Origin of the sequence: Streptomyces sp. NPDC048392 (assembly GCF_043200575.1) — a bacterium.
In the GTDB taxonomy this organism is placed as follows: domain Bacteria; phylum Actinomycetota; class Actinomycetes; order Streptomycetales; family Streptomycetaceae; genus Streptomyces.
In genome coordinates, this window is record NZ_JBICYB010000004.1 from 21,281 (window position 1) to 34,584 (window position 13,304).

Consider the following 13,304-nt stretch of genomic DNA (forward strand, 5'->3'; position numbering starts at 1 on the left):
GGCGACGGGGCGGGCGTGCTCACGCGGCCGTCGGCGCCTTCGGAGCGGGTGCGGCCTTGGTCTGCGGCTTGGGTTTCGCCCCCTTGTCCGGGCCGCCGGTGAACTTCTCGTACTCCTTCAGGACCTCCTCCGTCGGCCCGTCCATCCGCAGCTCGCCGCGCTCCAGCCACAGCACCCGGTCGCAGGTGTCGCGGATGGACTTGTTGCTGTGGCTGACCAGGAACACCGTGCCGGCGTGCCTGCGCAGCTCCCGGATGCGTTCCTCGGAGCGCTTCTGGAAGGAACGGTCGCCGGTCGCCAGGGCCTCGTCGACGAGGAGGACGTCGTGGTCCTTGGCGGCGGCGATGGAGAAGCGCAGCCGGGCCGCCATGCCGGAGGAGTACGTGCGCATGGGCAGGGTGATGAAGTCGCCCTTGTCGTTGATCCCCGAGAAGTCGACGATCTCCTGGTACCGCTCCTTGATCTGCGTGCGGGACATGCCCATCGCCAGGCCGCCGAGGTACACGTTGCGCTCGCCGGTCAGGTCGCTCATCAGGGCGGCGTTGACGCCGAGCAGGGAGGGCTGTCCGTCGGTGTAGATACGGCCGTTCTCCACCGGGAGCAGGCCGGCGACCGCCTTGAGCAGTGTCGACTTGCCCGAACCGTTGGTGCCTATCAGGCCGATGGCCTCGCCCCGGTACGCCACGAAGGACACGTTCTTCACCGCGTGCACCCGGCGTACGCCCGCCGCCTTCTCGCTCTGCTTGCGGCGCAGGATGCGGTTGAGGGCGGCGGTCGCGGAGCCGCGGCCGGCGCCGGTGCCGTTGACCCGGTAGACGATGTCTACGCCGTCGGCGATGACGGTGGGCACGAGCCCGTCCGTCCGCCGGGCGGCATTGCTGTTGTTGTCAGCCACGACCGTAGGTCTCCTCGGCCTTCCAGAAGTAGATGAAGCCGCCGATGCCGGCGACCAGTGCCCAGCCCACCGCGAGCGCCCACACGTGGGGCGGCAGCTGGCTCCCGGCGAAGCTGTCGATCAGGGCGAAGCGCATCAGGTCGATGTAGACGACGGCGGGGTTGAGCTGGAGGGTGGTGCCGACCCAGGACGGCAGGCCGCTGTCGGGGCCGGTCATGTGGTCGATGCTGAACATGACGCCGGAGCCGTACATCCAGGTGCGCAGCAGGAACGGCATCAGCTGGGCCATGTCCGGGATCTTGGAGCCCACCCGGGCCATGACCATCGCCACGCCCGCGTTGAACACGAACTGCAGCGTCAGCGCCGGGACCGCGAGCAGCCAGGACGGGGAGGGCGGCACGCCGAAGGCCAGCAAAATCAGGGCGAGGGCGCCCATCGAGAACATCAGCTGCTGGAGCTGCTGGATGCAGAACGACACGGGCAGCGCGGCCCGCGGGAAGTGCAGGGCGCGTACGAGGCCGAGGTTGCCGGAGACGGCCCGGGTGCCCGCCATGATCGAACTCTGCGTGAACGTCCACACGAACACGCCGGTGACCAGGAACGGGACGAAGTCCTCCACGCCGCGGCTGGTGTTCATCAGCATGCCGAAGATGAAGTAGTACACCGCCGCGTTGAGCAGGGGCGTCATCACCTGCCAGACCTGGCCCAGCTTGGCCTGGCTGTACTGGGCGGTGAGCTTGGCGGTGGAGAAGGCGCCGATGAAGTGCCGGCGTGCCCACAGCAGGCGGACGTACTGGGGCAGGGAGGGGCGGGCGCCGCTGACCGACAGGCCGTGACGGGCGGCGAGGGCCGCGAGGTCGTGTTCGGCGGCGGGGGTGGGGGCGGCCTGGGCCGATGCCTGTGTCGGGGGCGGTGGGTCGAGGACCTGGCTCACATCCGGTGCTTTCGCTCGGGGGAGGGGGTGAGAGGTGACGCCCGTCGTTCACCTGGGTGACCGCGTATGTTCAGTTACGTCGGGACGGCACCGTATCGTCGTGACGCGAGCGTAGGCGTGGCGACGTCGGAACGCAACCGTTTCGTCGTGACGCCCTATGCTTGTCTCGCATGACGACCAACGCCGCCGCCGACGAGCCGCCGCCGCGCCCGCGCCGCCGGGCCCCCGCCGGGGCGGCGGTACTCCGCGAGGATGTGACGGAGGCCATCCGCGCGGCGGTGTTCGAGGACCTCGCGGCGGTCGGCTACGCGCGGATGTCGATCGAGGGGATCGCACGCCGCGCGGGCGTGGGCAAGACCGCCGTCTACCGGCGCTGGCGCTCCAAGCTGCATCTGGTGCTCGACATCGTCTCCGCCCTCGCCGTGCAGGGCCTGCCCGCGCCGGACACCGGCTCCCTCGAGGGCGACCTTCGGCTGCTGTACGAGGTGACGTCCCGCGCCCTGCGCCACCCGGTGGCCTCGCAGGTCATCCCCGACCTCCAGGCGGAGGCGGCCCGCAATCCCGACATCGCCGAGGCGCTGCGGAAGACCCTGCGGGAGGGCCAGGACGGCGTCGCCAGCAGGATCCTCGCGGCGGCGACGGAACGCGGTGAGCTGGGCCCCGCCCTGGACACCGACCTGGCCCTGGACCTGATCTCGGGGCCGCTGTACTGGCGCTCCGTGGTCATCCGCAGTCCGAAGCTGCCGAAGGGTTACCTGGGGTCGCTGGCACGGGCGACGGCGGAGGGCCTGAAGGCGCTCTGAGCCGCGGCCGGGTTGGCAGTGGCTCCCGTCCCGACGTGCCCGTGGAGCCTACGGAACGTGCCGCTCACGGAACTCGTGGCGTTCACGGAACTCGTGCCGCTCACGGAACTCGTGGCGTTCACGGAACTCGTGCCGCTCACGGAACTCGTGCCGCTCACGGAACTCGTGGCGTTCACGGGACCGCGGCATCCACGGAACCCGTGGCGCCCACGGGACCTGCGGCGTTCACGGAACCCGTGACACCCGCAGCGGTCGTACCGGAGTTGGACCGCTGGCAGGTCTTCCCGCGCCGGACGGCCGGCCTGTCAGTGATCACAGGACGGTGGGGTAACTGCCAGTCATGGGGCGATGGCGGAAGCAGATCGGCGCGGCGGTGGCGACGGGAGTCGTCATGAGCGTTGTCATGACGCTGGTGGGCGACGCATCGTGGGGATGGGACTTCGCAGCTCGTTGCTTGCTGTTCTCGGTGCCGTATGGGCTGTTGGGGCCTGTGGTGGCACGCTCCCGGCGGCATGCCGAAGAGCGGAATGCTCAGTGCATGCGGGATGTCCGGGAGGCGCGGCGCGGTCGGCGCTGACGCAGCCAACTGCCTCTCACCGGCCCGACTTCGATGACAGGCGGTTCAAGTCCGTTGTCACAGGACATGTCGGACCCCGTAGCCGAGCCGACACCGTTCGGCGCGGGTGGCGGGACGGCGACGGTGCGGCAGCGGTGCGGGCCGCCAACGACGGCGAGGAGACCGTGCCCACCCTGCTCGTGGCGGGCCGGCCGTACACCGATCCCGGCCCCGCGTGGGTGCGCGAGCAGGTGCCCCGGTGGCCCGGCGCCGACGCCCTCCGGGCCGGACTCGGAGGGCGTGACCGGGGCGTCAGTCCCGCGCCGCTTCCGGGTGCAGCCGTACCCAGCCGGCCCACGCCGACGTGATCATGTCCTCGACGTCGTACTTGGCCGTCCAGCCCAGTTCGAGGGCGGCGCGGTCGGCCGAGGCGACGACGCGGGCCGGGTCGCCGGGGCGGCGGGGGGTGACCGTCGGGGGCTGTGCGTAGCCGGTGAGGGCGTTGACGCGGTCGACCATCTCGCGGACGGAGACGCCCTCGCCCCGGCCGATGTTGAGGGTGAGGGTGCGGCCGGGGGAGGACTGGAGGGCGCGGGCGGCGGCCACGTGGGCCTCGGCCAGGTCGACGACGTGGATGTAGTCGCGCACGCAGGTGCCGTCCGGCGTCGCGTAGTCGTCGCCGAAGATCCGGGGGGCCGCGGACTCCGTCAGCTTCTCGAAGACCATCGGGACGAGGTTGTAGACGCCGGTGTCGGCCAGCTCCGGGCTCGCCGCGCCCGCGACGTTGAAGTAGCGCAGTGAGGCCGTGGCCAGGCCCGAGGCCTTGCCGGTGGCCCGGACCAGCCACTCGCCGGCCAGCTTGGTCTCGCCGTACGGCGACATCGGCACGCACGGCGTCTCCTCGGTCACCAGGTCGACGTCGGGCATGCCGTACACGGCGGCGGAGGAGGAGAAGACGAAGGACGGAACGCCGGCCGCCGTGACCGCGTCCAGCAGGACCCGCAGACCCTCGACGTTCTCCCGGTAGTAGCGCAGCGGCAGGTCCACCGACTCGCCGACCTGCTTCTTGGCGGCCAGGTGCACGACGCCGGTGACGGAGTGGTCGGCCAGGGCGCGGGCGACCCGTTCGCCGTCCAGCACCGAGCCCACCACGAGGGGGACGCCGTCGGGCACGCGGTCGGCGACGCCGGTGGACAGGTCGTCGTAGACCACCGCCTTCTCGCCCGCCTCCGTCATCGCCCGTACGACGTGCGCCCCGATGTATCCGGCGCCGCCGGTGATCAGCCAGGTCATTGCGGCCGTCCCCTCGTCAGTGAAGTCGGTCCGTCGGTCTCTCCGCCGGTCCCTCGGTTCCCCGTGCCATGATCCGCCATCCGGCTCACGCGCGGACACCCAGCCCTCAGGTGGTGGCCGGGGACGGCCGCGCGCCGTACGTGTCCAGCGCCGCCGTGAGGCGGTCCAGACGGGTACGCAGGTCCTCGACCTCCGCCAGGTCCAGCCCGGTCGCCGCGGCGATCCGGCGCGGCACCTCGACGGCACGCTCGCGCAGCGCCGAGCCCTCGGCGGTCGGCCGCACCTCCACCGACCGCTCGTCGCGCGCGCTGCGCTCCCGCCGGACGAGACCGGCCGCCTCCAGCCGCTTGAGCAGGGGCGACAGGGTGCCGGAGTCGAGGCGCAGGTGCTCACCGAGCTTCTTGACGGGCAGCTGTCCGTGCTCCCACAGCACCAGCATCACCAGGTACTGCGGATAGGTGAGCCCGAGGTCCTTGAGGACCACGCGGTAGACGCCGCCGAAGGCGCGCGAGGCGGCGTTCAGGGAGAAGCAGATCTGCCGGTCCAGGCGGAGCCAGTCCGCCGCGGGCGTCGTCGTCATGCGTTCCAGGGTAGCCGACGGCACTTGTCCGCCATTTAGTTGTGGGCAATCTAGTTGCGTTCAACTTAGTTGTGTGCTCTACTTGCGTCTGTCAGGCACGCAGCCTCTTCCTGAAAGGGACGGTTCTCCCATGGACGCGCTCTACACCGCCGCCGCCACCGCCACCCACGGCCGTGAAGGCCGCACCGTCAGCTCCGACGGCAAGGTCGACCTCGCGCTCGGCGTCCCCGTCGAGATGGGCGGCAACGGGCAGGGCACCAACCCCGAGCAGCTGTTCGCCGCCGGATACGCCGCCTGCTTCGGCAGTGCCCTCGGCGTCGTCGGCCGGCAGGCGAAGGTCGACGTCAGTGATGCCGCGGTGACCGCCGAGGTGGGCATCGGCAAGCAGGGGGAGGGCTTCGCGCTCGCCGTCACCCTCCGGGTCGAGCTGCCCGAGGGGCTCGACGAGGAGACCGGCCGCAAGCTGGTCGAGCAGGCCCACCAGGTCTGCCCCTACTCCAACGCCACCCGCGGCAACATCCCGGTCGACCTCGTCATCGAGTAGGTTCCGCACGACCTCGTCATCGAGTAGGTTCCGCGCACGCCCCGCTCACCCCACCCGCGCCAGCACCTCGCCCGTCCGCTCGCTCCACGCCACCACCACGGCCTCCTCGGGCACCGGCTGCCAGCGGGTCAGCAGGAGCCAGCGGACGTGGTAGCGGCGGACGACGGCGGCGCGCCCGGCGCGGGTGGAACCGGGCGCGAGGTACGCCTTTACGTCGGCCACCCGCCGCGCGCGCTCGCGCTCGTCCAGCGCCGGGTCCGGCCAGGCGGGCGCCGCGAGGTTCGGCCCGTACCCGGCGACGGCGTGTCCGGCGTAGTAGCCGTCGGTGATCACGACCTCGCCGGGGCCGATGTGCCGGGCCGCCCACTCGTACGTCGGCCAGTGCGGCGGCTGCTCGAAGCCGACCGGGTCCAGCGCGCGCGGCACCACCGCCCCCGCGTGGACCGTGAGGAACCCGAGCAGGGCGCCCGCGGCCGCCACCCGGCCCAGCGTCCTGCGCCACCGCCCCCACGGCCGGGGGGCCGCCAGCTCCACCGCCAGGGCGAACTGCAACGGCACCAGCGTGAGTCCGAGGATCCGGCCGTACGTGTAGTGCCCGCCGAACCAGCCGTACGCCACCACCGCGCAGTCCAGCGCGAACATCAGCACCAGCGGGTCCCGGAGCGAGCGGCGGCCGCGCGCCCACAGCGCCGGCAACCCGAGCAGCGCCAGCCAGAACTGCCCGGGCAGACGGAGGTACAGGACCCGGTGCATCCCGTCCACGCTGTCGTCGCCGGCCAGCGCGAACACGTCGAAGTACGGCCAGGCCGCCGCCGTCGCCACCGCCACGGCGCCCGTCAGCGCCCACCGCCCCGCGACCGGCCCGCGCCACCCGCGCTGCCATCCGGCCACCAGCGCCACCGCGCCGAGGACCGCCGCCACCGAGGTGATCGGGTGGACGAGGAGGATCAGGGCGTACAGCGCGCCCAGTCCCGCGTACCCGGGCAGGCCGCGCAGTCCGCTCGGCCCCACGTACCGCACCCGGCGCGTGTCCCGGGCCCGTGTCCCGGTCAGCGCCCAGGCCCAGAAGGTCAGCCCGATCGCGAAGGCCGACGGATAACCGAGGTTGCCCGTCATCGACATCAGGCCGAGATAGCCGCTCCACCAGGCCCGCTCGGTGCCCCACAGCAGCGTCATCGCGCCCAGTGCCAGCACCGGCGCCCACGGCCGCGGGGTGAGCACGCGTACCAAACGGCCCAGGCCGCTCAGCAGCACCAGCAGGTTGAGCGGCCCGGCGAGCCGCACCACCTCCCAGCCGCCCAGCCCCGTCAGCCGGGCGAACACGCCCTGCGCCACCGCGTAGGGCGAGTAGTACGCGCTGCCCGCGCCCGGCAGGTCGGCCATCGGGTGGCGGGGGTGGAGCAGGCTCGCCCTCAGCCGCTCGACGACGGCCGCGTGCTGCCCGGCGTCGCAGCACAGCGGCACCGCCCAGTACGCCAGCGTCATCAGGAGGAAGAAGAGGAAACCGGCGATCTGGTACGGGGTGGGGCGCCGGACGCGGCCGCGGCGCAGCGCCGTCGCGCCGCGCAGGGGTCGCCGGACGACGACGTCGGCGCTCACGAAACAGGTCGGTGGTGGGACATTCGGGGCATTTGGCGTATGTTCCCGGTGGGGTCGCCCCCATCAATCCCCCGTCAACCCAAGTCACCCGGGCGGCGGACGGCCGGTCCCGGGCAGACGGTCGGGCGCGGGCGGATCCCAGTCCGGGGGCAGTCCCGGCCCGGGGGCAGTCTCAGCCAGGGGGGCGGCCCCGGCCCGGAGCGGGTCCCGGCCCGGGTGGACGCTCAGCCGATCGCGTCCGCCCGGTCGGGCTGTCCCCGCGCCGGCAGCGGCACCCGGCCGCCCGCCGCCGCCGGCTCCAGCAGCAGCGGCACCCCCACCACCGGCAGCAGCCACGCCAGGACGATCAGGCGTTCGCCCCAGATGTTGATGTCCGGGTGCCCGGCCTGGGTGAGGATTCCGGTGAACGCCGCCGCGACCAGGAAGCCCCCGACCGCGCCCCCGCGCCGCAGCGCGCCCCACGCCCCGGCGGCCAGCGCCGCCGCGAACAGCGGCTGCCACGCCTGCCGGCGCGTCCACTCCATCCAGAAGTTGCCCTGCAACTGCCAGAACTCCGGCCACGGGTGCCGGCGGTCGGGGCGGGCGAAGTGGCCGGTGAGCAGATCCTGGAGGCTGTCCGCCTCGGACGGATAGTGCAGCAGCCGCGCCAGCACCAGGGTGGCGGCCGCGCCGGCCAGGCCCACCGCCGCGAGTGCCAGCACGTCCCGGGGCACCGGACCGCCCCGTCGGCGTCGCCGCAGGGCGATCACCGTGCCCGCCGCCGCCAGGCACAGCCCCAGGAACAGCGACTGGGAGTGCTTGACCGTGAACAGGGCGAGCAGCGACCCGGCGACCAGGAGGAGCCCGGACCGGGGGCGTCCCGCCCGCAGCACCAGCGCACAGCCCCACACCGCCGCCAGGGTCAGCGCCAGCAGCAGCCCCTCGGTCATCGGGCGCATCGCCGTCGTCCCGCACGGCAGCACGTAGAACAGCGCCTGCCCGCCGAGCGCGAGCGGCACCGGCACCGGCATCGACCGCAGGATCAGGAAGGCCAGGACACCGCCCGCGCAGGCGACGACGACACCCGCAGCCCACAGGCCCCAGGTCACTCCGAAGGCCACGACGAACGGCACCAGGAACGCCGGATAGCCGGGCCGCGCCTCGAAGATCCGCATGAAGCGCTCCGGCATGTACGGCACGGTGTGCCCGCCGGTCTGCCCGGCCGACAGCCGCGGCTCCACCTGCCGCCACTCCCGTTCGCGGCACTCCGCCCTCACCCGGTCGGTGGGGTCGGGGCGGTGGAAGTGGACCACGTGCACGCGCTGGTCGCGCCGGACGTGCTCGGCCCGGCTCGCGCACACGTAGTCGATGGTGGCCGCCGCCACCTCGCGCTTGCTCCCACCGCTCAGGCTCAGCGCGTACGACAGGTAGTTCTTGGTGTCCGGGGTGTCCCGGCCGGTGACGTTGGCGAGCTGGAGCACGGCGAACACGGCGGCCAGGACCAGCACCCAGGTGCGGGGTCTCACGTGGACGGCAGCAGGTCGCGTCCGGCCGGGACGGCGCGGGCCCCGGGCACGCCGGACGGCTCGGGCGCGGGCACCGGCTCGCCCAGCAGCAGCGTCCGCACCACCCGCTCGGCGGCCCGGCCGTCCTCGTACTCGCAGTACCGGGCCCGGAACGCCGCCCTCGCCCGGGCCGTCTCCTCGTCCCGCCACGTCCCGGACGCCAGCAGCCACGCCAGCTCCCGGTAGGAGCGCGAGACGTGCCCGGGAGCCTCGTCGGTGATGTCGAAGTACGCGCCGCGGCTCGCCGTGTACGCGTCCCAGTCGTCGGCGTGGACGACGATCGGCCGGTCCAGCAGCACGTAGTCGAACATCAGGGCGGAGTAGTCGGTGATCAGCAGGTCGGAGGCGAGCATCAGGTCCTCCACGTGCGGTTCGTCCGTCGCGTCGATCAGCACGCCCCGCCGGTGCAGCTCCGACAGGCCCATGCCGCGCGCCGGGCCGGTGGCGAGGGAGGGGTGCAGGCGGACCACCAGGGTGTGGCCCTCACCGAGGTCGGCGGCGAGCCGGGCCGGGTCGAGGCGCTCGACGAGCCCGCCCCGCCGGTACTCGCGGCGGGTCGGCGCGTACAGCACGACGGTGTGGCCGTCGGGGACGCCGAGCCGCTCGCGGACCCGGCGGCCGTCCTGTGGACCCGCGTTAACCAGGACGTCGTTGCGCGGGCTGCCGGTGCGCGCGGACGTGAAGTGGCAGGGGAACGCCCGCTCCCACACCCGCTCCGCGTACCGGCCCGCGACCAGGCTGTGGTCCCAGCGGTCGGCCCGGCGCAGCATCTGCGGCACGTCCAGGCCGTGCCGGGCGCCGGGCCTGCCGAGCAGGTCGACGCCCATGTACTTGAGCGGGGTGCCCTGGTGGGTGTGGATGTGGACACCGCCGTCCCGCTTGGTCACGGTGCCGGGCCAGTTGACGTTGTTGACGAGGAACGCCGCCCGTTCGGTCACCCGGTGGTAGGCGGCACTGCCCAGGATCACGTGCTCCGTGCCCGGTGGCAGCAGGGCCGGGTCCGCCGCGTGCTCCTCGTCGCGCACCACCCACACCCCGCGCAGGTGCGGGGCGAGTTCACGGGCCGCGCGGTGGATCGCGCCGGGGTCGCCCAGCACACCCCGGTGGGAGAACGCTGAGTACACGACGAGGTCGGGGTCGAGCCGGCGGCGGGTGTGCACCGCGGTCGCGACCCGGCGCAGCCGCCCGGCGACCGCGCCGCGCGCCTGCCGCGTCCGCCGCTCGGCCTCCCGGGCCGCCCGCCCGGACTCCCGCCGCAGCCGGTAGGCCGCGTAGCCGAGGGTGCCGCGCTCCAGTACCCGCAGCTCGGCCGGGATCTCGGCGCCGTCGGGCCGGTACGCGCGGAACATCCCGGCGGTGCGGTGGAAGAACTCGGCCTTGTCGGACGGCGGCAGCCGGTCCGGCTTGGACAGGATGTCCAGACAGTGCTCGCCCATCTTGGCGTGCAGGAACGGCCGCCACCGGGCCAGCTCCGGGCGGGCGTCGAGGAAGGCGAAGACCCGCTCGTACTGCGCGTGGACGTCGAAGTGCTTGCGGCTGGTGGTGGACAGGATGTTGCCCTGGCGGCGCTGCCGGTAGTTCAGGCAGATCCGGTCCAGCGCGGCGATCCGCTCCGCGCTGAACATGACCGGGAAGGTCCAGGGCGTGTCCTCGTAGTAGCCCGGCGGGAAGGTCAGGCCCTCCCGCTCGACGAAGTCGCGCCGGTAGACCTTGTTCCACACCACCATCAGCAGGTCGAGGATCTCGGGGTGCCCGGCCGCCGTGAACGTGCCGCCGCCCGCCTCCGCGAGCACCCGGGCCAGGGCGTTGCGCCGGGTGCCGCCCCACCAGTAGGTGCGCGCGTAGTCGAAGACCAGGACGTCCGGGTCGTCCGTCTCCGCGAGCCGGTCGGCCATCGCGCACAGGGCGCCCGGGGTGAGGGTGTCGTCGCTGTCGAGGAAGAAGAGGTAGTCGCCGGTGGCGTGCGGCATGCCGGCGTTGCGGGCCCGGCCGAGGCCGGCGTTCTCCTCCAGGTGCAGCACCCGCACCCGCTCGTCGCGGGCCGCGTACTCGTCGAGGATCGCGCCGGAGCCGTCCGGCGAGCAGTCGTCGACGGCGATCACCTCGATGTCCCGGAAGGACTGGTCGAGGACCGAGTCGAGGCACTCGCGCAGGAAGCCCTGCACCTTGAAGCAGGGGATGATGAGGCTGAAGCGGGGCACGGCGGGGTCAGCTCCTTACGAGAGTGGCGGCGGCGGGGGCCGGGACGCGCTCCGCGAGCGGGATCACGGGCGGCAGCGCCTCGGGCGGCTCGCCGAGCAGCACCCGGCGCACGACGCGCTCGGCGGCCCGGCCGTCGTCGAACTCGCAGAACCGCTCCCGGAAGGCCGCCCGCAGCGCCGCCGCCCCGGGGCCCGCGTAGGAACCGTCGCCGAAGACGCGGGCCAGCTCCTGCGGTGTCCGCGCCACCGGTCCCGGCGGCGCCGCCATCAGGTCGAAGTAGACGCCGCGGGTCTCCCGGTAGACGTCCCAGTCCTCGGCGTACACGACGATCGGCCGGTCCAGGTTGGCGTAGTCGAACATGATCGACGAGTAGTCGGTGACCAGCGCGTCCGCCGCCAGGCACACGTCCTCGGAGGAGCGGTGCGCGGTCACGTCGATGATCCGGCCGGTGCGCACCCCCTTTCCGCCCCGGTCGTAGAAGTAGTGGGCGCGCAGCAGCACCACCACGTCCTCACCGGCCGCCTCGCAGAACGCCTCCAGGTCCGGGCCGCCCGCGCCGAAGCCGGTCTCGTAGTCCCGGTGCGTGGGCGCGTACAGGACGGCTGTCTTCCCCTCCGGGACGCCCAGTTCGCGCCGGACGCGGGCCACGTCCTCGGCGGTCGCCGTGCAGTAGACGTCGTTGCGCGGATAGCCGTACTCCAGGTGTTCGTAGGAGCCCGGGAAGGCGCGCTCCCACATCTGGGTGGAGTGCCGGTTGGCGGACAGGTTGTAGTCCCAGCGGTCCACGCGGCCCAGCAGCTTGGTGAAGCTGCCGGTGGCCGCCGCCACCACCGGGTAAGTCGACTGGTCCACGCCCATCGTCTTGAGCGGCGTGCCGTGCTGCGTCTGCACGTGCACGCTGCCGGGGCGTTTGACGACGCCCTCGGCGAAGTTGGCGTTGTTCACCAGGTACTTGGCGCGGGCCAGCACCTCCCAGTAGCGGCGGCTGCCGATGACGGCGTGGTCGACGTCCTTCGGCACGGTGTGTTCCTGGTCCGGTTCGACCAGGAACACCGACCGCAGGTGCGGGGCGAGTTCACGGGCCGCGCGGTGGATCGCCGCCGGGTTGCAGGCGTAACCGCGGCCCCAGTAGGCGCAGTACACGACGAGGTTCGCGTCCAGCGGGCGGCGCAGGTGGCGTCGGTAGTGCAGGCGGGTGCGCAGCCCCCGCGGCCACGGCAGGCGGCGCAGGACGCCGGTCGCCGCCCGGTTGGCGGCGCGCAGGGCGCGGAAGCCCGGGTACGACCCCGACGCCAGCAGCCGGTGCTGCACACCCAGCCGCCCGCCCGGTGGCCGGAAGCCCGCGGGGCGGTGGCGCCGGTAGAGGCGGCTCGCCCGGCGGTAGAAGGCACGGCGCTCCCGGCGCGTCAGACGCCGGGGGTGGGTGGCCGTCTTCAGGACCGCGGCGAAGAGCTGCTCGAACAGCGGACCGCGCCGCTCGGCCGGCAGACCCCGCTCGGCGGCGTACGTGAGCGCCAGTTCGGTCTGGTCGAGGAGTTCCGCGTGGTGCTCGCCGGGCACGTTGAGGCGGTTGCCCTGGCGCCGCACCAGATGCCGTACGACCACGGAGCGCAGCACCGCCACGCGCTCGGCGCGCGCCGCGACCCGGGCGCCGAAGCCGACGTCCGTGAAGTGCCCGTCGGGGAAGTCCAGTTGGCGCTCGGTGAGGAAGGTACGGCGGTGGACCGCGCTCCACGAGGGCAGGTGCACACCGGTCAGGTGCGGGGCGCGGTCGGGGGAGAAGGCGCCCTTCGGGGTCCCCGCCAGCAGCGGGGCGGCCGGGTTGGTGGTCTCGCCCTCCCACCAGGGCACCCGCTCGTGCTCGAAATACAGCACGTCGACGCCGCCGGTGTCCGCCAGCCGCGCGTCCAGCGCCGCCAGCGCGCCCGGCACGAGGGTGTCGTCGCCGTCGAGGAACAGCAGGTACGCGCCGGTCGCCGCCCGCATCCCGGCGTTGCGCGCCCCGGCCAGCCCGGCCGACGGCGGCGAGTGCACGGGCGTCACCCGGGAGTCCCGCTCGGCGTGCTCCCCGGCGACGTCCGCCGCGGCACAGTCCGGGCCGTCGCAGACCGGGATCAGCTCGAAGTCGCCGAAGGACTGGGCGAGGACCGAGTCCAGGGCCTGGGAGAGCCGCCCCGCGACCCCATGGGACGGGACGATGATGCTGAAGCGGGGCATACTGCTCTTTCTCTCGTGATCAAGGTCCGACTTGTCCCGGCCGGACGGGAGCGCCCCGCCGGGTCCTGCCGGCGGCCGGGCCGTCCCGTCGGCCGGCGTGTGGACGGCCGGGCCGGGGTGGGCCGCGACGAACTGCG

The 13,304-nt window shown here is 73.3% G+C and carries 11 protein-coding genes; 2 read left to right on the plus strand and 9 right to left on the minus strand.

Translation table 11 applies throughout. The annotated features are described in order from the left end of the window. Nucleotides 1–19: 19 nt before the first annotated feature. Nucleotides 20–895, minus strand: a complete 876-nt coding sequence (locus ACGFYH_RS08325; RefSeq protein ID WP_393802331.1) for an ABC transporter ATP-binding protein — start codon at nucleotides 893–895, stop codon at nucleotides 20–22. Next, entirely contained in the window at nucleotides 888–1,829 is a 942-nt protein-coding gene (locus ACGFYH_RS08330) for an ABC transporter permease (protein WP_393802332.1), read from the minus strand. The genes ACGFYH_RS08325 and ACGFYH_RS08330 overlap by 8 nt, the downstream gene beginning before the upstream one ends. A gap of 170 nt (nucleotides 1,830–1,999) precedes the next feature. Here ACGFYH_RS08330 and ACGFYH_RS08335 point away from each other — a divergent pair, with 170 nt between their 5' ends. Further along, nucleotides 2,000–2,632 (plus strand): TetR/AcrR family transcriptional regulator, encoded by a 633-nt coding sequence (locus tag ACGFYH_RS08335; protein WP_393802333.1) that lies wholly within the window; start codon nucleotides 2,000–2,002, stop codon nucleotides 2,630–2,632. A gap of 48 nt (nucleotides 2,633–2,680) precedes the next feature. Here the strand turns inward: ACGFYH_RS08335 and ACGFYH_RS08340 are convergent, their stop codons facing one another. The 3 genes from ACGFYH_RS08340 to ACGFYH_RS08350 all read right to left on the minus strand — a co-directional run bounded on the left by ACGFYH_RS08340 (nucleotide 2,681) and on the right by ACGFYH_RS08350 (nucleotide 5,061). Continuing rightward, entirely contained in the window at nucleotides 2,681–2,821 is a 141-nt protein-coding gene (locus ACGFYH_RS08340) for a hypothetical protein (RefSeq protein ID WP_393802334.1), read from the minus strand. 679 nt (nucleotides 2,822–3,500) lie between these two features. Next, nucleotides 3,501–4,481, minus strand: a complete 981-nt coding sequence (galE, locus tag ACGFYH_RS08345; protein ID WP_393802335.1) for a UDP-glucose 4-epimerase GalE — start codon at nucleotides 4,479–4,481, stop codon at nucleotides 3,501–3,503. A 106-nt stretch (nucleotides 4,482–4,587) separates the two neighbouring features. Further along, the gene (locus ACGFYH_RS08350; protein ID WP_393802336.1) at nucleotides 4,588–5,061 is read right to left on the minus strand and encodes a MarR family winged helix-turn-helix transcriptional regulator; all 474 of its coding nucleotides are present in this window, start codon (nucleotides 5,059–5,061) and stop codon (nucleotides 4,588–4,590) included. A gap of 130 nt (nucleotides 5,062–5,191) precedes the next feature. Between ACGFYH_RS08350 and ACGFYH_RS08355 the strand changes: the two genes are divergently transcribed. Continuing rightward, nucleotides 5,192–5,605, plus strand: a complete 414-nt coding sequence (locus tag ACGFYH_RS08355; protein ID WP_393802337.1) for an organic hydroperoxide resistance protein — start codon at nucleotides 5,192–5,194, stop codon at nucleotides 5,603–5,605. Nucleotides 5,606–5,650: 45 nt separating this feature from the next. Here the strand turns inward: ACGFYH_RS08355 and ACGFYH_RS08360 are convergent, their stop codons facing one another. From ACGFYH_RS08360 to ACGFYH_RS08375, 4 genes are all read right to left on the minus strand, one after another. Then, the gene (locus tag ACGFYH_RS08360; protein ID WP_393802338.1) at nucleotides 5,651–7,204 is read right to left on the minus strand and encodes a hypothetical protein; all 1,554 of its coding nucleotides are present in this window, start codon (nucleotides 7,202–7,204) and stop codon (nucleotides 5,651–5,653) included. 224 nt (nucleotides 7,205–7,428) lie between these two features. Continuing rightward, entirely contained in the window at nucleotides 7,429–8,709 is a 1,281-nt protein-coding gene (locus ACGFYH_RS08365; protein ID WP_393802339.1) for a hypothetical protein, read from the minus strand. Beyond that, nucleotides 8,706–10,949: a CDP-glycerol glycerophosphotransferase family protein gene (locus ACGFYH_RS08370; RefSeq protein WP_393802340.1), complete on the minus strand. Its 2,244-nt coding sequence runs from the start codon at nucleotides 10,947–10,949 to the stop codon at nucleotides 8,706–8,708. The genes ACGFYH_RS08365 and ACGFYH_RS08370 overlap by 4 nt, the downstream gene beginning before the upstream one ends. A gap of 7 nt (nucleotides 10,950–10,956) precedes the next feature. Then, nucleotides 10,957–13,167, minus strand: a complete 2,211-nt coding sequence (locus ACGFYH_RS08375) for a CDP-glycerol glycerophosphotransferase family protein (protein ID WP_393802341.1) — start codon at nucleotides 13,165–13,167, stop codon at nucleotides 10,957–10,959. Nucleotides 13,168–13,304: the final 137 nt, after the last annotated feature.

Excerpts from the sequence above, each read along its gene's own strand:
- ACGFYH_RS08350 (WP_393802336.1), bottom strand. The coding sequence starts at position 5,061 with ATGACGACGACGCCCGCGGCGGACTGGCTCCGCCTGGACCGGCAGATC.
- ACGFYH_RS08375 (WP_393802341.1), bottom strand. The coding sequence starts at position 13,167 with ATGCCCCGCTTCAGCATCATCGTCCCGTCCCATGGGGTCGCGGGGCGG.
- galE (WP_393802335.1), bottom strand. The coding sequence starts at position 4,481 with ATGACCTGGCTGATCACCGGCGGCGCCGGATACATCGGGGCGCACGTC.
- ACGFYH_RS08355 (WP_393802337.1), top strand. The coding sequence starts at position 5,192 with ATGGACGCGCTCTACACCGCCGCCGCCACCGCCACCCACGGCCGTGAA.
- ACGFYH_RS08335 (WP_393802333.1), top strand. The coding sequence starts at position 2,000 with ATGACGACCAACGCCGCCGCCGACGAGCCGCCGCCGCGCCCGCGCCGC.
- ACGFYH_RS08340 (WP_393802334.1), bottom strand. The coding sequence starts at position 2,821 with ATGCCGCGGTCCCGTGAACGCCACGAGTTCCGTGAGCGGCACGAGTTC.